This is a genomic window from Rhizobium herbae, from assembly GCF_019511375.1.
Classification (GTDB): Bacteria; Pseudomonadota; Alphaproteobacteria; order Rhizobiales; family Rhizobiaceae; genus Pararhizobium; species Pararhizobium herbae_A.
In genome coordinates, this window is record NZ_JAEUAO010000002.1 from 202,537 (window position 1) to 221,858 (window position 19,322).

The following is a 19,322-nucleotide window of genomic DNA, read 5'->3' on the forward strand; positions in this document are numbered from 1 at the left end:
CGGGCGTCCGGAGCCAGGCTGGGGTGACGAACAGATGCAGACCAAGGGAACCGGTTTCCGCCGGATATTGATGGCAAGCGCGGCGGTGACGGCAATCACCATCCCGCACGCGGTTTCGGCGCAGGATGCGGCAGCGACCAGTGCGACGCAGCTGGAGCGCCTGACGGTCGAGGGCGGCAAAGCCGGCGACGCGCAAGCGAGTGGCCCTGTCGACGGCTATGTGGCAGAGGCGACCGGCACCGGCTCCAAGACCGCCACGCCGATCTCCGCCATTCCGCAATCCGTTTCTGTGGTCGGGCGCGAGGAACTGGAAGACCGCGGCGTCGTCACCAAGATCGACGAGGCGCTGCGCTACACCGCCGGCGTCTCGACCGAGCCCTTCGGCAGCGATCCCGATACGGACTGGTTCTACATCCGCGGTTTCGACGCGACCCAGACCGGTGTCTTTCTCGACGGACTCAACCTCTATTCCTACGGTTTCGGCGGCTTCCAGATGGATGCCTACATGCTCGAACGCGTCGAGGTGCTGAAGGGCCCGGCCTCGGTCCTCTATGGCGGCTCCAGCCCGGGCGGTATCGTCGATCTCATTCGCAAGCGGCCACAGGACGAGCCGGCCTATTCGACGGAAATCGGCATCAACAATTTCGGCAATGCCTTCTTCGGCTTCGATGCCAACGACGGGCTGAACGCCGACGGCACGCTGACCTACCGCATCACTGGCAAGATCGCGGGCGGCGACAATTACAGCGATTATTCGGAGGACCTGCGCGGCTTCCTGATGCCGCAGGTGACCTATGCGCCGAACGATGCCACGAGCCTGACGGTCTACGCGATCGTCTCCGCGCTCGACCAGACCCATGTCGGCAACGGCTTCCTGCCCTATGAGGGCACGGTGACGAGCGCGCCTTTCGGCAAGATCGACCGCGACTTCTTCTTCGGTGAACCGGATCACGATTTCGGCCGCCATGACCAGCAGATGATCGGCTACGAGTTTTCGCACGAATTCGACAATGGCTGGAAGGTCACGCAGAACCTGCGCTACGGCCACCTCGACAAGGCCGAGGAGCTTGTCTACCCCTATGCCTACACGGCAACCTATGATCTGGCGCGCCTCGGCTTCAAGCACGACACCTCGGTGGACAGTTTTGCGGTCGACAACCGGGCGGAAAAGGAATTTGTCACAGGCTTCCTCGACCACGCGCTGCTGGTCGGCCTCGACTACAAGAATTTCAAGATCGACCAGACGCAGGCTTCGGCGTTTCCGGCGCCCGATCTCGATCCCGGGGATCCGGTCTATGGCGGCGACCTTCCTGCCTACTCGACCTATCTCGATCAGGTGATGCGGCTGAAGCAGGTCGGCGTCTATGCGCAGGACCAGATCCGCTTCGGCGAGGGCTGGCTCGTCACCCTGAACGGCCGCTACGACCATGTCGACACGCAGTCCGATGCGGCAATCGGCACGAGCTACCAGGCGACCGATGATGCGCTCAGCGGCAGGGCCGGCCTCGCCTATGTATTCGACAACGGCCTGACGCCCTATGTGTCGGCCGCGACCTTTTTCAATCCGCTGATCGGCACGGCCTTCGACGGCAGTCCGCTGGAACCGGAAGAGGGGCATCAGTTCGAGGGCGGCATCAAATATCAGCCGACCTTCATCGACGGCCTGTTCACCGCCTCGGTCTATCATATCGTCAAGCAGAACGTCGCGCTGACCCGGCCCGACTTCCTGCAGGAGCAGCTCGGCGAAGTCACCTCGAGCGGCCTGGAACTGGAAGGCAAGGTCAACCTCTCCCAGAACTGGAAGCTGCTCGGCTCCTACACCTATAACGATCTGGAGATCACCGAGGACCTGAACGCCGAGCTGATCGGTAACCGGCCCTACCTGATCCCGGAACACCAGGCCGCCCTGTGGCTTGAATATCTGGTGACAGACGGTGCGCTGGAAGGCGTGAGCCTCGGCGGCGGCCTGCGCTACCAGGGCGAATCCTTCGCCGACAACGCCAACACGGCCAAGGTTCCCGACGCCGTCGTTGCCGACGCGGCGATCCGCTATGCAAACAACGGCTGGGGTGCTGCGCTCAACGTGACGAACCTGTTCGACAAGGACTACGTCAAGGGCTGCCAGGGCCTCTTCACCTGCGGTTACGGCGACCAGAGGACGATCACGCTGAAGCTCAGCAAGTCCTGGTAGGCTGAACTCCATTGCACGAAAGCCGCGGCGCTCGCTCGACGCGGCTCAGATTGATGACAAAGTCGGCCATCTCCTCTTTCGTCATGCGCGGGCTTGTCCCAAGCATCTGAACCAGGAATCGGACGTGGCAGATCCTCGGCACAAGGCCGAGGATGACGTCGCGGGCTTGGTGAGGTTCGTCAGCCGTTTTAGCCGCGGCGCTTTCTCGCCGCGGCTTTGTCACGTTCGCGGCAGCTCAAATATTGGCCGCATATGCCCGCAAAGCCGATGATTTTGCCGGGTTTTTGAGCGATTTACCTTTTTTTACCAATTGAAAAATTTCGGGTGAATTTTGATTTGAGGCGTGCAAGGATGCGCGCCAGCCAGACATCCCCTTGAACAGGGAGTGGTGGTTCCGCAGACATGCTCCCGAAGAGGAGCTTGCGGGAGGACCCAACAAGATCAATAGCAACAACAGGGCTGCACAATGAAAAAAACCCTTCTCGGTCTCTTTGCCTTCTCGATGATGTCCGCCACGGCGCTTGCCGCCGACGTCAAGCCGGCGCTCATCTTCGATCTCGGCGGCAAGTTCGACAAATCCTTCAATGAAGCGGCCTTCAACGGCGCGGAAAAGTTCAAGGCCGAAACCGGCGTTGAATATCGCGAGTTCGAAATCAGCAACGACGCACAGCGCGAACAGGCGCTGCGTCGCTTCGCCGGCGACGGCAACAACCCGATCGTGGTCGTCGGCTTCAACTGGGCGCCGCCGCTCGAAAAGCTCTCGGCCGAATATCCGGACACGAAATTCGCCATCATCGACATGGTCGTCGACAAGCCGAACGTGAAGTCGATCGTCTTCAAGGAGCAGGAAGGTTCCTACCTCGTCGGCGTTCTCGCCGGTCTTGCTTCGAAGACGAAGACCGTCAGCTTCGTCGGCGGCATGGACATCCCGCTGATCCACAAATTCGCCTGCGGTTACGTCGGTGGCGCCAAGTCGACCGGCCCTGACGTCAAGGTCCTCGAGGCCTATACGGGCACCACCCCGGATGCCTGGAACGACCCGGTCAAGGGCGGCGAAATCGCCAAGTCCCAGATCGACCAGGGCTCGGACGTCGTCTATCACGCTGCCGGCGGCACGGGCGTCGGCGTGCTCCAGGCGGCGGCAGACGCCGGCAAGCTCGGCATTGGTGTCGATTCCAACCAGAACGGCCTGCAGCCGGGCAAAGTGCTGACCTCGATGCTGAAGCGCGTCGACGTTGCCGTCTACGAAGCCTTCAAGGCTGCCAAGGACGACAAGTTCGAATTCGGCGTTTCAAATCTCGGCCTGAAGGAAGACGGCGTCGGCTTTGCGCTCGACGACAACAACAAGGCCCTGATCACGCCCGAAATGCTGGCTGCCGTCGACAAGGCCAAGGCCGACATCATTGCCGGCAAGATTGAGGTTCACGACTACATGACGGACGAATCCTGCCCCTATTGATCTCTCGGGATCGAATGAAGGTGAGCCGCCGGTACCCTCTGGGCCGGCGGCTCTCTGTTTCGGCATCACAAGGGGCTGTTAGCCGGCTCAGTAATGGGGCGGGCGGGTAATCGCCGGCGCGTCCAGGCTCTGTTCCTCGAGGCTGAGGAACCGCTCGGTCAGCCGGTCGAGTTTGGTGCGAACCTGCTCGACGACCGCCCATTGTTCGGCCAACTGGTCCGACAGTTCTTCGATGGTCTTTGCCTGATACGCGATCGTTTCCTCGAGCCGAGTGATGCGTTCGTTGTCGTTGCTCATGGGTTTCCTCGGCAAGCCGTTCCTGTGCAGGCGCTTTCCCTATCATATCCACATGTAGGATACAGGCTGCGCCGCCGCTATATTGCGTTTCGGTCACAGACGCGTAAATCGCGCTGGACTCTCCCCGATGAACTGGGAAGAGTAGACAAACCAGTGATTTTTGGGCTTCCGTGTCCAAAATTCGATGCTAAACCTATACCAATTGGTAAAAAAATCGATGCCTGGGCCGCTGTCATCGAAGCGGAAAACCGGGCCGACTTGGGGAACGTGGGTCAATATGAGCGATATGGCCATTGAGTTGCGTGGCATCGACAAGAGCTTCGGCCTTGTCCACGCCAACAAGAACATCAACCTGACCGTCCGCAAGGGCACCATCCACGGCATCATCGGCGAAAACGGCGCCGGAAAGTCGACGCTGATGTCGATCCTCTACGGCTTCTACCAGGCCGACAGCGGCGACATTCTGGTCGGTGGCAACAAGGTCACGATCAAGGATCCGAACGCGGCGATCTTAAGCGGCATCGGCATGGTCCACCAGCATTTCATGCTGGTCGAGAACTTTACCGTGCTCGAAAACGTCATGCTCGGTGCCGAAGACAGCCAGATCCTCAACACCAGCATTTCCAAGGCGCGCGTCGAGTTGAAGCGGCTGGAAAAGGAATATGCGCTGGAGGTCAATCCCGACGCGCTGATCGAGGAATTGCCGGTCGGCCTGCAGCAGCGCGTCGAAATCCTGAAAGCGCTCTACCGGAAGGCCGATATTCTCATTCTCGACGAACCGACCGGCGTTTTGACCCCGCCGGAGGCCGATCACCTGTTCCGTATTCTCGGCCAGCTGAAGGATCAGGGAAAGACGATCATCTTCATCACCCACAAACTGCGCGAGATCATGGCGATCACCGACGAGGTCTCCGTCATGCGCCGCGGCGAGATGGTGGCGACCCGCAAGACGAAGGACACGTCGGTCGAGGAACTGGCCGAGCTGATGGTCGGCCGCCGGGTGCTGCTGCGCGTCGACAAGGGCGAGGCCAATCCGGGTGCGGTCAAGCTGGCCGTCGAAAACCTGACGGTTCGCGACAGCCGCGGCGTTACCATGGTCGACAACGTCTCCTTCACATTGCGCGCCGGCGAAATCGTCGGCATCGCCGGCGTGGCGGGCAACGGCCAGTCGGAATTGCTCGAGGCGATTTCGGGCATTCGCAAGGCGGTCAGCGGCACGGTGCTCCTCAACGGCAGGCCGATCGACGTGACCGGCCATGCCGATCCTGGCGACCTGCGCAGCCGCGGTCTCGCCCATGTGCCGGAAGACCGCCACCATGTCGGCCTCGTCTTGAAGTTCGATGAGGCCGAGAACGGCATTCTCGGCTACCACAATGACAAGCGCTACCTGAACGGCGTCTTCCTCGACACCAAGGCGATCCAGGCCGACGCCGAGGAAAAGATCAGGAAATACGACATCAGGCCGCCCAATCCGCGGCTGAAGACGGCGAATTTCTCCGGCGGCAACCAGCAGAAGATCGTGCTGGCGCGGGAAATGGAGCGTGGGCCGGACGTGCTGATCATCGGCCAGCCGACGCGCGGCGTCGATGTCGGAGCCATCGAATTCATCCACAAGCGGATCATCGAGATGCGCGACCAGGGCAAGGCTGTCCTGCTCGTTTCCGTCGAGCTCGATGAGATCCGCGCCCTGTCCGACCGCATCATCGTCATGTTCGCCGGCCGCGTCGTCGGCGAGCGGGAGCCGGATGCGACCGAAGGGGAACTGGGCCTCTTGATGGCCGGTGTCGAAGGCCGCAAGGAGGCCGCCGAATGAGCAATCCATATGCAAAGCTGCCGGCCTGGGCCGAATACGGCCTGATCCCGCTGGTCAACCTCGTCGTCGCCTTCCTGGTGGCGGGTCTCGTCGTGCTTCTGGTCGGCGAAAACCCGCTGAAGGCCGCCTATCACATGATCAACGGTGCCTTCGGCCGCGGCGAATATATCGGCTTCACGCTCTACTACGCGACGACCTTCATCTTCACCGGCCTGTCGGTCGCCGTGGCCTTCCACGCCGGTCTGTTCAATATCGGCAGCGAAGGTCAGGCCTATATCGGCGGCATCGGCGTGGCGCTCGCCTGTCTCTGGCTCGACAAGACCATGCCCTGGTTCGTCGTTTTCCCGCTGGCGATCGTCGGTTCGGCCGCCTTCGGCGCGCTCTGGGCGTTCCTGCCCGGCTGGCTGCAGGCCAAGCGCGGCAGCCATGTGGTCATCACCACAATCATGTTCAACTTCATTGCCTCGAGCTTGATGGTCTATCTGTTGACCCGCGTTCTCAAGCCGCTCGGCTCCATGGCGCCACAGACCCGGACTTTCGAGGCGGGCGGCCAGTTGCCCAAGCTCGACTGGCTGCTATCGGTCTTCGGGCTCGATGTCGGCAACGCGCCGTTCAACGTCTCCTTCCTGCTTGCCCTTCTCGCCGCGTTTGGCGTCTGGGTGCTGATCTGGCGCACCAAGCTCGGCTACGAGATGCGCACCATGGGCTTCAGCCCCTCGGCCGCCCGATACGCCGGGATGAAGGAGGCCCGCATCACCGTCATCGTCATGATGATTTCCGGCGGCCTCGCCGGTCTGATGGCTTTGAACCCGATCATGGGCGAGCAGTTCCGCATGCAGCTGGACTTCGTCCAGGGCGCCGGCTTCGTCGGCATCGCGGTCGCGCTGATGGGCCGATCGCATCCCGCAGGCATCATTCCGGCGGCGATCCTGTTCGGCATGCTCTACCAGGGCGGCGCTGAAATTGCCTTCGAAATGCCCTCCATCTCGCGCGACATGATCGTCATCATCCAGGGCCTCGTCATCCTGTTTGCCGGCGCACTCGAAAACATGTTCCGCCCGGCGATCGGGCGCGGTTTTGCGACGTTCGGTCGGCGCTTCCCGGTCGCCGCACAGAGGGGAGCGTAATCCATGGAATTTTTCGACACGATCGTCGCGATCCTCGAATCCACCATCCGCGTCTCCGTCCCGCTGATTTTCGCCGCACTTGCCGGCCTGTTCACCGAGCGGGCAGGAGTGTTCGACATCGGACTGGAAGGCAAGATGCTGGGCGCAGCCTTTGCCGCCGGCGCGGTGGCGGCCGTCACCGGCTCCGTGCTGACGGGGCTCATGGCGGCGATCCTGATCTCGGTGCTGCTCTCGCTGGTGCATGGCTATGCCTCGATCACCCAGCGCGGCAGCCAGATCGTCTCGGGCGTCGCCATCAACTTCATCGTCGCCGGCTCGACCGTCATTCTCGGGGAAGCCTGGTTCAGGCAGGGCGGCCGCACGCCGGCACTGGACGCCGACGCCCGCTTCCAGACGGTAACGTTCCCCTTCGCCGATGCGGTGAAGGACGTGCCGATCTTCGGGCCGATCTATTCCAACCTGATCTCCGGACATTTCATCCTCACCTATGTTGCCTTCCTGCTCGTGCCCTTCAGCTGGTGGGTGCTCTACCGAACCCGCTTCGGCCTGCGACTGCGTGCCGTCGGTGAAAATCCGGGCGCGGTAGATACCGCGGGCATTTCGGTGATCTGGCTGCGTTATCGCGCGGTCATCTGCTGCGGCATCCTCTGCGGCTTCGCCGGCGCCTATCTGTCGCTTGCCATGAGCGCCGGTTTCGTCAAGGGCATGACGGCGGGTAAGGGCTATATCGCGCTCGCCGCCCTGATCTTCGCCAAGTGGCGGCCGGTCAACATCATGATGGCCTGCCTGCTGTTCGGCTTCCTCGATGCACTGGCGATCCGGCTGCAGGGCAATCCGCTGCCCTTCATCGGCCAGGTACCCGTGCAGCTGATGCAGGCGCTCCCCTATATCCTGACCGTCATCCTGCTCGCCGGCTTTATCGGCAAGGCGATCCCGCCGAAGGCCGGCGGCGTACCCTATGTAAAGGAACGCTGATCATGGAAAACGAGCTGTTCGAAGCGGCGCGCGAGGCCATGGCGAAGGCCCATGCCCCCTATTCCAAATTTCCGGTAGGGGCCGCCATCCGCGCCGAGGACGGCAAGATCTATAGCGGCGCCAACATCGAGAACCTGTCCTTTCCGGAGGGCTGGTGCGCCGAAACGACGGCGATCAGCCATATGGTCATGGCTGGCCAGCGCAAGATCCTCGAGGTTGCCGTCATTGCCGAGAAACTGGCGCTCTGCCCGCCCTGCGGCGGCTGCCGCCAGCGGCTCGCCGAGTTCTCCGGCGCCTCGACCCGCATCTTTCTGTGCGACGAGACCGGCGTGAGGAAGACACTGTCGATGTCCGACCTCTTACCGCATTCCTTCGAGACCGAGATCCTCGGATGAGCGCCGCGGCCGACATGCTCAGGACCCGGCTTTCCGGGCTTTCGCCACGCTACGGCATCGTGCTCGGTTCGGGCCTCGGCTCGCTCGTCGAGGCCGTGGTCGATCCGGTGCGGATTCCCTATGCCGATGTTCCGGGCTTCCCGGTCAGCGCCGTCTCCGGCCATGCGGGCGAACTGGTCGCCGGCACGATCGGCGGCGCTGCCGTCATCGTGCTTTCGGGCCGCGTGCATTTCTACGAGCGTGGCGATGCCAACGCCATGCGTGGCCCGATCGAGGCGCTGAAGGCGCTCGGCGTCGAGACACTCATCCTTACCAACTCGGCCGGTTCCCTGCGCGAGGACCTGCCACCGGGCTCGGTAATGCAGATCACCGACCACATCAACTTTTCAGGCGCCAGCCCGCTGATCGGCGTGGAGAGTGACGACCGCTTCGTCGGCCTGACCAGCGCCTATGATGCCGAACTGGCAGAGCGCATGCGCACTGCGGCAGTCAAGCTCGATATTCCGCTCGGCTCGGGCGTCTACATGTGGTTCTCCGGCCCGAATTTCGAAACACCGGCCGAAATCCGCATGGCGCGCATTCTCGGCGCCGATGCGGTTGGCATGTCGACGGTGCCGGAGGTCATTCTGGCGCGGTTCTTCGGGTTGAGGGTGGCGGCGGCCTCGGTGATCACAAATTTCGGGGCGGGCATGACGGGCGGTGAACTCAGCCATCACGAAACCAAGGACATGGCGCCGATCGGCGGGCGCCGTCTTGCCGCCATCCTGACGGAAATGATCTCGGCCAAGGCCTGACGTCGGCCAGCTTGCGGCATGGAAAGGCTTTGCGTGCCGACCTTGAGCGTATAGAACAAGCATTCGCGATCCCTGGCTGGGCCACGAACCAATCGCGGCATAAAATGGACGGACCCCATGATGCTCGAAGCCACCAATCGCCAGATAGCTGCGCTTGCGTTGTCTTTGATGGATCTCACCGATCTGACGGACGATTGCACGCCGGAAGCGATCGAGAGGCTCTGCGCTTGCGCCCGCATCCGCCACGGTCACACGGCCGCCATCTGCATCTGGCCGCGTTTCGTCGCCCAAGCGCGCGCCATTCTCGGGCCCAACAACGCGGTGAAGATCGCGACGGTCGCCAATTTCCCGTCCGGCGAGCTGGCGGTCGACACTGTCGTTGAGGAGACCAGCCGAGCCATCGGCGACGGTGCAGACGAGATCGACCTGGTCATTCCGTATCGCGCCTTGATGGCCGGCGATGAACAGGCCGTGCGCGGGATGATCTCGGCCGTTCGCCGGGTTTGCCCGGCACCAGTGCTCATCAAGGCGATCCTTGAGACCGGCGAGCTGCGGGACCGGGACCTGATCCGCAGTGCTTCGCACATAGCCATCCAGGAGGGGGCCGACTTCCTCAAGACCTCGACCGGCAAGGTCGCCGTCAACGCGACGCTGGAGGCAGCCGACATCATGCTCACCTGCATCCGCGAAAGCGGCCGAAAAGTCGGCTTCAAGGCGGCTGGCGGCGTGCGCACGATCGGTGATGCCCGCATGTATCTCAATCTTGCCGCAACGATCCACAGCCCGGACTGGCCGATGCCCTCGACATTCCGCTTCGGTGCATCGGGTCTGCTCGACATCCTCTCGGTGCTCGAGGACCGCGAGCCTGTCGCCGGCGCAACGGCGTATTGACGATGATCCCGCAGGAGGTCATCCGCCGCAAGCGAGACGGAGAGGCGCTGGACAAGGCGGATATCACGGCCTTCGTCCGTGGTCTTGCCGATGGCTCGATTTCCGAAGGGCAGGTGGCGGCTTTCGCCATGGCCGTCTGGTTCTCCGGCATGAGCCTCGGTGAGACCGTGTCGCTGACGCTCGCCATGCGCGACAGCGGCGAGGTCCTGTCTTGGGCGGCCATCGACAAGCCCGTTGCCGACAAGCACTCCACGGGCGGTGTCGGCGACAATGTCTCGCTGATGCTGGCGCCGATCGTGGCGGCCTGCGGCCTCGCCGTGCCGATGATCTCCGGCCGCGGTCTTGGTCATACCGGCGGCACGCTCGACAAGCTGGAATCGATTCCGGGCTACGACATCAAGCCGTCCGCGGCGCTGCTCCGGCAGGTGGTGAAGGACGCCGGCTGCGCCATCATTGGCCAGACTGCCGACCTTGCCCCCGCCGACCGGCGGCTTTACGCCATCCGCGACGTGACGGCGACCGTCGATTCCGTGCCGCTGATCACCGCCTCGATCCTGTCGAAGAAGCTGGCGGCAGGGCTGCAGTCGCTGGTGCTCGATGTCAAGATCGGCAATGGCGCCTTCATGGTCGGGCTGGAGGAGGCCGAGACGCTGGCCCGCTCGCTGGTCGGCGTCGCCAATGGGGCGGGCGTGAAGACCACCGCCCTGATCACCGACATGAACGAACCGCTGGCGGACGCCGCCGGAAACGCCGTCGAAATTGAAAATTGCCTCGCCTTCCTGCGTGGCGAGAAGGCCGGTACACGACTTGAAGCGGTGGTCATGTCCCTTGCCGCTGAAATGCTGTCGACCTCGGGTTTCACCGTAAGCCCGGCCGAAGGCACCGATCTTGCTCGCCGCGCCCTCAAGAGCGGCGCGGCGCTGGAACGGTTCGCCCGCATGGTCCATCTGCTCGGGGCCCCCACCGACTTTGTCGAGCGGGCGCATGCCTATCTGCCGGTGGCGCCGGTCGTCTTGCCCGTCGAGGCGCCGTTCGAAGGCTTTCTTCACAGCTGCAATGCTCGCGATGTCGGCATGGAGGTCATCGCGCTTGGTGGCGGGCGCACGCGCCCGGACGAGCCGATCGATCACCGCGTCGGCTTCAGCGGGCTGAAACCGCTCGGCACGAAGGTCGCCAAGGGCGAACCCTTCGCCTTCGTCCATGCCGCGAGTGAAGACGCTGCGCAGAAATCGCGTTCACGGCTTCTGGAGATCTATGCGATCAGCGAGGAGGAGCCCGCAGGGCGGCCCGTCGTCGTCTCGAAAATCAGCGGGTAAGGTAAAGCGCGCCGTTTTCGACGCGATAGGACGAGAGCTTGTTGAGGAAGCTCATGCCGACGAGCATGCCCGACAGGGATTTGTCGGGAAGCACCATGGCCTCGACATCCCGGACCGAGATGGTGCCGATCTCGACCCGGTCCAGGCTGACACGCGCTGCCTTGACCGTTCCGTTTGCCGTGCTCACCGGCGCATTGAAGGATAGCGATCCCGTCGACACGCCAAGTCGCCGCGCCGTCGAAATGTTGATGGCGATCACGCTGGCGCCTGTATCGACGAGGCCATCCTGCTTGCGGCCATTGATGGTGAACGAACCGAAGAAGTGTCCGCCGGCGCTCGGCTCGAGCAGTACGCCCTTGCCGCCGGCATATTTTGCCGTGCTCACCTGCTGCGGCCTGGCCTCGGCGCTTTCCGTTTTCGGGCGGTCGAGATACGTGGTTGCAAGCCACGGCAGCAGCATGGCTGCGGCGACCATGCCTCCGGCAAAGATGGAGAAACGCACGAGCATCCGTGTCACACCCCGAACGACGAAACCGAGGTTTCAGCTAAACCACATGCGCGCTAACGGAATGCAAAAAGCCGCCGGAATTTTCGGCGGCTTCCCGTTGATTGTGAAAATCTGGTTAAGAAACCCGAAATCACTTCGTCCCGTACATCCGGTCGCCGGCGTCGCCGAGACCCGGCACGATATAGCCGTGCTCGTTGAGGTGGCTGTCGATGGCGGCGGTGTAGATCGGCACGTCCGGATGGGCGGACTGGAAATTGCGGATGCCCTCAGGTGCTGCGAGCAGGCAGAGGAAGCGCAGCTTGGTGGCGCCGCGTTCCTTCAGCTTGTCGATCGCGGCTATCGAGGAATTGCCGGTCGCGAGCATCGGGTCGACGACGATGACGAGGCGCTCCGACAGGCTTTCCGGCGCCTTGAAGTAATACTCCACGGCTTCCAGCGTTTCATGGTCGCGATAGACGCCGACATGCGAGACGCGGGCCGAGGGGACGAGTTCCAGCATGCCTTCGAGCAGGCCGTTGCCGGCGCGCAGGATCGAGGCGAACACCAGCTTCTTGCCTTCGAGAACCGGCGCCTGGATGACCTGCATCGGCGTCTCGATGGTTTCCAGCGTCAGTTCGAGGTCGCGGGTGACCTCGTAGCAGAGAAGGGTGGAGATTTCGCGCAGGAGGCGGCGGAAACCTGCCGTCGAGGTCTCCTTCTTGCGCATGATGGTCAGCTTGTGCTGAACGAGCGGATGATTGATGACTGTAACGCCGTTCATGGCCAAGCCCTCCTTCGGAAACCAGAAATTCAAGTTCCTTTTTTCACAGAAGGGCGAACCCCTGCAAGGGGCGACCGGCGCTTTGCCGCATCATCCCCAGCCCGAAAGGCTTACAATGCCGCCAGCAGACGCCGTCTGGTCGCCTCGTCGACGAAGGCAGCCTCGATTGCGGTGCGGGTCATGCCATTGATCTCGTCGTCGGAAAAACCCATCACCTGAGAGGCGATCTCGTATTCCTGCTTGAGCGAGGTGTGGAAGAACGGCGGATCGTCGGAATTGAGCGTTACCCGGCATCCGGCCTGATGAAGAGCGCGCAGCGGATGTGAGGCGAAATCGGGGAACACCTGCAGCGAGACGTTGGAGCCGGGGCAGGTCTCCAGTACCACGCCTTCGTCGGCGATCCGCTTGACGAGATCGGCATCCTCGATGGCGCGCACGCCATGGCTGATGCGGGTCGGGCGGACGTGGTCGAGCGCATCGCGGACGCTGAAGGCACCGGCCATTTCACCGGCGTGGATGGTGAGGCCGAGGCCCGCATCGCGGGCGATGTCGAAGGCGCGGGCAAAGTCCGCAACGTTGTGCACGCGCTCCTCGCCGGCGAGGTTGAGGCCCGTTACAAGCGCATGTTCACGTTTTGCCGCATAGAGCGCCGTGCGTTCCGCGGCTTCCGGTCCCATGTGGCGGATGAGCGTGATGATCATCCGGCCTTCGATGCCGGTCTTTGCCCTGGCCGCCTCGATGCCGGCCGCCAGCCCGCGAAGATAGGCGTCGCTGCCGATGCCGATCGTGTTGCCGTGATCGGGCGAGACGATGATCTCGCTGTAGATGGTACCTGCCTGCGCCAGCTCCGTCAGATAGGCCTCCGCCAGCAGCGCGTAGTCTTCCTCGGTTCGGAAGAGTTCGGCAACGGCGTCGTAGCATTTCAGGAAATGGCTGAAATCCGCCCAGACATAGGCACCGTCCTCGATGATGCTGCTGACATCGACATTGTATTTTCGCGCCTGGAGGAGAGCCAGCGCCGGCGGCGCCGCACCCTCGATATGGCAGTGCAACTCAGCCTTCTTGAGATGTGCAGTCACAGAAAACTTCTCCCATGGAGGCCCGGTTCGAGGCCCAGATGTTTGGCGACGGTTTCGCCGATATCGGCAAAACTCGGCAACACGCCGATGGAGCGTGTCCGCACACCTGGGCCGAAAACGAGGACGGGTACGCGTTCGCGCGTGTGGTCGGTACCGCGCCAGGTCGGATCGCAGCCATGGTCGGCGGTCAGGATGACGATGTCGCCCGGTTTCAGCGTGCGGTCGAGGTCAGGCAGCCGCTGGTCGAAGGCCTCGAGCGCCGCGGCATAACCCGGCACGTCGCGGCGATGGCCGTAGAGCATGTCGAAATCGACGAAATTGGTGAACACGAGATCGCCGTCCTCGGCCTCGTCCATGGCCCGTAGCGTCGCGTCGAACAGTGCCGTGTTGCCATTGGCCTTGATCAGCCGCCCGATGCCCTGATGCGCGAAAATGTCGGCGATCTTGCCGACGGCGTGAACCGTGCGGCCTGCGCCCGTCAGCCGGTCGAGCAGCGTCGGCTCCGGCGGCAGGACCGAATAGTCGCGGCGATTGCCGGTACGGACGAAATCCTTCGGCGTGGTGCCGACGAAGGGCCGGGCAATGACGCGGCCGATATTGTAGTTGTCGAGCAGCCGTCGCACCGTCTCGCAGAAGTCAAGCAGTCTCTCGAGGCCGAACGAGTGCTCGTGCGCGGCGATCTGGAAAACGGAATCGGACGAGGTGTAGCAGATCGGCTTGCCGGTCAGCATATGTTCCTCGCCATGGCGGGCGATGATATCGGTGCCGGAGGCGTGGCAATTGCCGAGGATGCCCGGGACGTCGCCTTCGCGGCAGATGGCGTCCACCAGTTCGGGCGGAAATGCATCGCCTTCGGTGGGAAAATAGCCCCAGTCGAAGGTCACCGGCGTGCCGGCTATTTCCCAGTGGCCCGAGGGCGTGTCCTTGCCGCGGGAGATTTCGCTGGCAGCGCCATAGACGCCAAAAACCCGCTCGGGCAGTTCCATGCCCGCCGGCAAGCGACCATTGGCGAACTTTGCCGCATGCAGCAGACCGAGCGCCGCCATATTGGGAAGCGAAAGCGGACCCTCGCGCAGGCCGGCCCTGTCGCCGGCGCCGGCGGCACAGAATTCGGCGATATGGCCAAGCGTATCGGCTCCGTCATCGCCGAAATCGCCGGCGTCGGGCGCCCCGCCGATGCCGAAGGAATCAAGAACGAACAGAAAGGCACGCGCCATGGATCACCCGCGAAGCTGCCGCAAGTCCTCGTCAGATTGCGTGAGGCAGCTTGCGGCAGGACAGTTGTTGTCGCCGCCCGGTGCAGTCAACGCATCGGCGACGAAAGCGCGAGAAATACCCCGCGACCGGCCGAATTGCAAATCAGGTACAATCGGTGCACGTGATTTCGTCGCCGACGCGCTGACGGAAATAATAGGTCTTGGAAAGATCGATCGTCTTCAGCTCATTGGCCGCAAGCCCGGGCGCAAACAGCAGCAATTCGTGGGGAACCACGAGCTCCGAGCGGACGATGAAGGCATTCACCGATGAAATGTCGCTCGGCAGCGTCACGGAAGAGCCGGCCTGATAGGGCGTGCCGCCATTCTCGTCGCGCGACCAGACCACGGTGCCGGTGCCGGTGCCGGTTACCTTGATGCCGGTCATTTTCAGCGAGTAGTCGGTCATCTCGAAGGGCGACATGACGCTTTTGGCGACATCCTTCATGCCGTCGAGCGTCTTGGTATCGACGGTGGTCTGCTGGGTGAGGATGTCGGCGACGGTGCTGGAGGCGCGGGAAACCTTGCGGGCGATGCTGAAGCCGAGCGAAATTTCGAACGAGCCGATATAGGCCATGATCAGGAGGGGGGCGATAATCGCAAATTCGATTGCGCCCGTGCCCTTGCGGTCTCGCCAGAAGTGCTTGAGCGCCTCTGCCTTCATCAAGAGGCGGGCCCTGTGATAACGGATCGCGGCTTTCATGGCGGCTCCTCAGTAGGCCTCGTTGCGGAAGGCTGCCGTCGACACCATGAGGTAGTCATTGGGCATGCTGGTGCCCGCCGGCCGCAGATTGGTGACATAGGGGCGCACCAGATCGGTGATCACTTCCCAGCGGTAGTAGGCGCGCACGATATTGATCGTCGTCGGTCCGCCGGGTGCGAATTTGAAGCCGCTGGTATCGAGATCCGAATCTTCGCCGCCGCCGACGCGGGGGATCGCCGCGGGAATCTGCGAGAAATCGGCGAAGCTGCGAACATCGATGAACAGCTTGGAAGGGTTTTTGACCTCGGTCTCCGAGCAGGTCATCATGATCGAGATCTCGTCGCAGAAGGCTTGTCGGAACTGCTCCTGCGACATGTCCGTTGCCGCGTTGATGCCAAAGGTGATCTCGCCGGTGCGCACCTTGCGGGCCATCGTCTCGGTGGCATTATTGAGGAGCTGCTCCCCTGTGAACGCGACGAATGTCTCGATCGATGCGAAGACGACGACGAGGAAGGGCAGGGCGAGCAGCGCGAACTCGATCGACGACGTGCCGGATTTTTCCTTGAGGAAGCGGCGCAGCAAACCGCCGCACTTCGGCGCCGAAAGAGCGGCTGCCGTGGGATGATCCGTGTTGTTCAACATCTCGTCGTTCCGTCAAGCGCTATGCGTTGGCGTACATTAGGAAACGACCGTTGATATTTCGTATTCAAGCAATGACGAAATTTGAATGGAAAGACTCACCAGATGCTAACGATTTGGCGAGGACCGCACTATTCAACCTTGGTCACAGCTCGCATGTCCTCGGTCGGCGATTTCCCACGCAGGCACGGTTTCGTCAATTCGCTATGGTCAACTTATGCGTGGCATGCTCTTCGCAATTGGGCGTGCAGGATAGAACGGAGCGGATCGTCTGCTTGAAGACGCGCACGGTATTTCCCTCGTCGATCGACACCAGGATGCGCTCGTCGACTATGGCGTTGCCGTCGATGTCGAGGATAACGAGATTGGTGGTGCCGAAAGAGCGGCCGGTCAGAACGATGGTCTTCGCGTCGGCGACGGTCGCATCGGCCACTTCCGAATTGCCGATAATGACCTTGCTGACCGGCCGGTCGAGCTTCAGCACCCGCGCGTGGTTCATATAGACGTTCAGCATCGCCTCGGCGGCGCCGGCAGGGCTCGCCCATAATGAGGTTATCAGGGCCAGGCTTGCGAGGGTCGTTGTCACCAACCGGGTGCCGATGGCTGTGTTGTGCAAGTTCATGGCTGCTTCCTGATGATGCGGATGCTCTAGCATGCTCGGTTTTGGTGAATGAAGCGTTAAATCCGAGGCGTTCGGCCAAGCCTTGCAGGGATCGGCAAGCGGTAAAAAGCGACCGTCCGGATTGACGTTGCCTTTACCAAGAAACCTGCCATGAGCCGTTAAGCCCTTGGTAACGCTTTTCCTTAAGCTGATTGAAATTCACGCTGTGTAGGTTCGCTTCATCCGATCAACGGGAAACAGTTGACGGCGGTGCTGAACAACAAGTGAAGTAGGAGAAACAACATGACCAAGCTTTTCGCACGTTTCATGAAGGATGAGTCCGGCGCGACCGCGATCGAATACGGCCTGATCGCCGCCCTCATCTCCGTCGCCCTGATCACCGGTGCAACGACGCTCGGCACGACCCTGGACACCCAGTTCAAGGATCTGAGCACGAAGATGACGGCGGCCGACGGCAAGTTCTAAGCAGCAAGAGGCCGGCGCCGTGTGATGGCGGCTCATCTGGACGTTGGTGACGCCCGTGACCATCATCCGCGGTATCAATTCACGTGTCCGATCTGCAGCGCTCGCTGCTGGAGGCATGACCCGATGCTTGAATCAGGAGAAGTAACATGACCAAGCTTTTCGCACGTTTCATCAAGGATGAGTCTGGCGCGACCGCGATCGAATACGGCCTTATTGCCGCCCTCATCTCGGTTGCACTGATCACCGGTGCAACGACTCTCGGCACCACCCTGGATACTCAGTTCCAAGATCTGAGCACCAAGATGACGACTGCCGACGGCAAGTTCTAAGCCATCAACTTCATTTTCCTAAAAGCCGCCTCTCCTAGGCGGCTTTTTCTTTGGGGCGCAAGGTGACGATGCGTCGGATTGGGTATTTCGTTAAATCAGTGAGAGTAGGTTCGTTCAACAGCACTTGACTGGGGGTGCGGAGCGAAAGCAGGCGGTATCTGCAAATAACCGGTGGGAGACGCACATGATCGAAGCTGCCATTTTCGTTATCCTGCCGTTATGCCTCGCAATCGCCGCCTTCTCCGACCTCTTCACCATGACGATCCCCAACCGTGTATCGGTCATCCTGTTCGGCGCATTCCTGCTCGTCGCACCTCTGGCCGGCCTCAGTGCAGCAATGATTGGCATGCATTTGCTCGCCAGCCTGATCGTCTTTTCGGTGTGCTTCACGCTGTTTGCGCTGAATGTCATGGGCGGCGGCGATGCCAAGCTGCTCACTGCGAGTGCCGTCTGGTTCGGCTTCAACAGTTCGCTGATGACCTTCGCCCTCTATGTTTCGATCTTCGGCGGTCTGCTCACGCTTTTGATCCTGATGATGCGCAAGCAGGAAAACGCCATCCTCGCCTCGGGTCTTCCGGTTCCGCCGCTTTTGTTCACGGCCAAGAAGATCCCCTACGGCATTGCCATCGGTCTCGGCGGTTTTCTCGCTTATCCCTCATCGCCGCTGATGCAGGCAGCGCTCGCCCGGCTGCATTAGGCGTTCGACGCGTTAACGTCTTCGTATCATCCCGGCCTGTGATGGTTGCGCCGGCGCAGTCGCCTGCCGGCCGCTTGCGGCGCAAACCCTTTATTAACCACGAATATAAGCAGTGCGTTAACCATAATTACACTAATTCCTGATCATTCTGCAGCAGGCATATTCTCGGCTGCAGGGACAGATCATGAAACCGGTGCGCGTTATTATTCTGGCGGTGGCCGTCGTATCGGCGGGCTTGGCTGGATTCCTGGCTCTCAAGCTGACCAGCGGCAGGACCGTCGTCACCTCGTCCGAGCCCGTCATCGAGCGCGAACCGACCGTCAACGTTCTCGTTGCCAGCAAGAGCCTGCCTGTCGGCTCGAGGCTCGGCCCGGACGCCATTCACTGGATCTCCTGGCCGAAGGACGGCGTTGTCGATGGCCTGATCACCGAAGAGCTTCGCCCGAACGCCGTTACCGATCTTGAAGGCGTCGTCGTGCGCCTGCCGATCTTCAACGGCGAACCCGTGCGGCAGGAAAAGATTGCCGATTCATCGAGCCGCATCATGTCCGCGCTGCTGCCGGCCGGAAAACGCGCGGTTGCCACGGAGATTACCGTCGCAACGGGCGCTGGCGGCTTCATTCTGCCCAACGACCGCGTCGATGTGATCATGGTGCGCAAATCGGAAGCCGGTTCCTTCCTCACCGAAACGGTTCTCAGCAACGTTCGCGTGCTCGCCATCGACCAGCAGATCGAGGAAAAGGACGATGGGTCGAAGTCCGTCGTCGGTACGACCGCGACGCTGGAGCTGACGCCGGACCAGTCCAAGGTCATGACCGTCGCCCAGCAGATGGCCGAGCGTCTGTCGCTGGCGCTGCGCAGCGTCGCGGACGCGCAGGAACCGGATACCATCGCGGCGGACTATCTGCTGAGCGGCGACGGCCGCCCCTCCATCCAGGTCATCAAGTCGGGTTCCATCGTCAAGAGCGATGACAGCTCATCCATGAACGAAGCGAAATAATGTGTGAGC

The 19,322-nt window shown here is 62.0% G+C and carries 21 protein-coding genes; 13 read left to right on the top strand and 8 right to left on the bottom strand.

Annotated features, from left to right (window positions below; genetic code table 11):
- The first annotated feature begins 34 nt into the window (after positions 1-34).
- Both JNB71_RS08190 and JNB71_RS08195 read left to right on the top strand, forming a co-directional pair.
- On the top strand, positions 35-2,191 hold the full coding sequence (locus tag JNB71_RS08190; RefSeq protein WP_220371351.1) for a TonB-dependent siderophore receptor: 2,157 nt from the start codon (positions 35-37) through the stop codon (positions 2,189-2,191).
- A gap of 466 nt (positions 2,192-2,657) precedes the next feature.
- Positions 2,658-3,650 carry a BMP family lipoprotein gene (locus JNB71_RS08195; RefSeq protein ID WP_220371352.1) on the top strand — a complete coding sequence of 331 codons (993 nt, stop codon included), beginning with the start codon at positions 2,658-2,660 and terminating at the stop codon, positions 3,648-3,650.
- Positions 3,651-3,737: 87 nt separating this feature from the next.
- On the opposite strand, the gene JNB71_RS08200 is transcribed toward JNB71_RS08195, so the two are convergent.
- Positions 3,738-3,947 carry a SlyX family protein gene (locus JNB71_RS08200; protein WP_220371353.1) on the bottom strand — a complete coding sequence of 70 codons (210 nt, stop codon included), beginning with the start codon at positions 3,945-3,947 and terminating at the stop codon, positions 3,738-3,740.
- A 277-nt stretch (positions 3,948-4,224) separates the two neighbouring features.
- Between JNB71_RS08200 and JNB71_RS08205 the strand changes: the two genes are divergently transcribed.
- From JNB71_RS08205 to deoA, 7 genes are all read left to right on the top strand, one after another.
- Positions 4,225-5,760: an ABC transporter ATP-binding protein gene (locus tag JNB71_RS08205; protein WP_220371354.1), complete on the top strand. Its 1,536-nt coding sequence runs from the start codon at positions 4,225-4,227 to the stop codon at positions 5,758-5,760.
- Positions 5,757-6,887: an ABC transporter permease gene (locus JNB71_RS08210; RefSeq protein WP_220371355.1), complete on the top strand. Its 1,131-nt coding sequence runs from the start codon at positions 5,757-5,759 to the stop codon at positions 6,885-6,887. The genes JNB71_RS08205 and JNB71_RS08210 overlap by 4 nt, the downstream gene beginning before the upstream one ends.
- Positions 6,888-6,890: 3 nt before the next feature.
- Complete coding sequence (locus tag JNB71_RS08215; RefSeq protein ID WP_220371356.1) at positions 6,891-7,862, top strand: ABC transporter permease; 972 nt, start codon at positions 6,891-6,893, stop codon at positions 7,860-7,862.
- A 2-nt stretch (positions 7,863-7,864) separates the two neighbouring features.
- On the top strand, positions 7,865-8,257 hold the full coding sequence (locus JNB71_RS08220) for a cytidine deaminase (protein ID WP_220371357.1): 393 nt from the start codon (positions 7,865-7,867) through the stop codon (positions 8,255-8,257).
- The gene (locus tag JNB71_RS08225; protein WP_220371358.1) at positions 8,254-9,051 is read left to right on the top strand and encodes a purine-nucleoside phosphorylase; all 798 of its coding nucleotides are present in this window, start codon (positions 8,254-8,256) and stop codon (positions 9,049-9,051) included. Before JNB71_RS08220 ends, JNB71_RS08225 begins: the two co-directional genes overlap by 4 nt.
- Positions 9,052-9,171: 120 nt before the next feature.
- Complete coding sequence (gene deoC, locus JNB71_RS08230; protein ID WP_220372211.1) at positions 9,172-9,942, top strand: deoxyribose-phosphate aldolase; 771 nt, start codon at positions 9,172-9,174, stop codon at positions 9,940-9,942.
- Complete coding sequence (gene deoA, locus JNB71_RS08235) at positions 9,939-11,258, top strand: thymidine phosphorylase (protein ID WP_220371359.1); 1,320 nt, start codon at positions 9,939-9,941, stop codon at positions 11,256-11,258. Before deoC ends, deoA begins: the two co-directional genes overlap by 4 nt.
- On the opposite strand, the gene JNB71_RS08240 is transcribed toward deoA, so the two are convergent.
- From JNB71_RS08240 to JNB71_RS08270, 7 genes are all read right to left on the bottom strand, one after another.
- The gene (locus tag JNB71_RS08240; RefSeq protein ID WP_220371360.1) at positions 11,248-11,766 is read right to left on the bottom strand and encodes a TIGR02281 family clan AA aspartic protease; all 519 of its coding nucleotides are present in this window, start codon (positions 11,764-11,766) and stop codon (positions 11,248-11,250) included. The genes deoA and JNB71_RS08240 overlap by 11 nt on opposite strands.
- A gap of 130 nt (positions 11,767-11,896) precedes the next feature.
- Positions 11,897-12,526, bottom strand: coding sequence for a uracil phosphoribosyltransferase (upp, locus tag JNB71_RS08245; protein WP_220371361.1), 630 nt, complete (start codon positions 12,524-12,526; stop codon positions 11,897-11,899).
- 110 nt (positions 12,527-12,636) lie between these two features.
- On the bottom strand, positions 12,637-13,605 hold the full coding sequence (locus tag JNB71_RS08250; RefSeq protein WP_220371362.1) for an adenosine deaminase: 969 nt from the start codon (positions 13,603-13,605) through the stop codon (positions 12,637-12,639).
- Entirely contained in the window at positions 13,602-14,822 is a 1,221-nt protein-coding gene (locus JNB71_RS08255) for a phosphopentomutase (protein WP_220371363.1), read from the bottom strand. The genes JNB71_RS08250 and JNB71_RS08255 overlap by 4 nt, the downstream gene beginning before the upstream one ends.
- Before the next feature lie 142 nt (positions 14,823-14,964).
- Positions 14,965-15,561: a TadE/TadG family type IV pilus assembly protein gene (locus tag JNB71_RS08260; protein ID WP_431028429.1), complete on the bottom strand. Its 597-nt coding sequence runs from the start codon at positions 15,559-15,561 to the stop codon at positions 14,965-14,967.
- Between the two features lie 9 nt (positions 15,562-15,570).
- Complete coding sequence (locus JNB71_RS08265) at positions 15,571-16,203, bottom strand: TadE/TadG family type IV pilus assembly protein (protein WP_220371364.1); 633 nt, start codon at positions 16,201-16,203, stop codon at positions 15,571-15,573.
- A gap of 193 nt (positions 16,204-16,396) precedes the next feature.
- On the bottom strand, positions 16,397-16,822 hold the full coding sequence (locus tag JNB71_RS08270; protein WP_220371365.1) for a pilus assembly protein N-terminal domain-containing protein: 426 nt from the start codon (positions 16,820-16,822) through the stop codon (positions 16,397-16,399).
- Between the two features lie 282 nt (positions 16,823-17,104).
- On the opposite strand from JNB71_RS08270, the gene JNB71_RS08275 reads away from it, so the two are divergent.
- From JNB71_RS08275 to cpaB, 4 genes are all read left to right on the top strand, one after another.
- Positions 17,105-17,287, top strand: coding sequence for a Flp family type IVb pilin (locus JNB71_RS08275; protein WP_220371366.1), 183 nt, complete (start codon positions 17,105-17,107; stop codon positions 17,285-17,287).
- Between the two features lie 146 nt (positions 17,288-17,433).
- A complete protein-coding gene (locus JNB71_RS08280) occupies positions 17,434-17,616 on the top strand; it encodes a Flp family type IVb pilin (protein ID WP_220371367.1) in 183 nt (60 codons plus the stop codon).
- Positions 17,617-17,800: 184 nt separating this feature from the next.
- A complete protein-coding gene (locus JNB71_RS08285) occupies positions 17,801-18,313 on the top strand; it encodes an A24 family peptidase (RefSeq protein ID WP_220371368.1) in 513 nt (170 codons plus the stop codon).
- 184 nt (positions 18,314-18,497) lie between these two features.
- Positions 18,498-19,313 (top strand): Flp pilus assembly protein CpaB, encoded by an 816-nt coding sequence (gene cpaB, locus JNB71_RS08290; RefSeq protein ID WP_220371369.1) that lies wholly within the window; start codon positions 18,498-18,500, stop codon positions 19,311-19,313.
- Positions 19,314-19,322 lie beyond the last annotated feature (9 nt).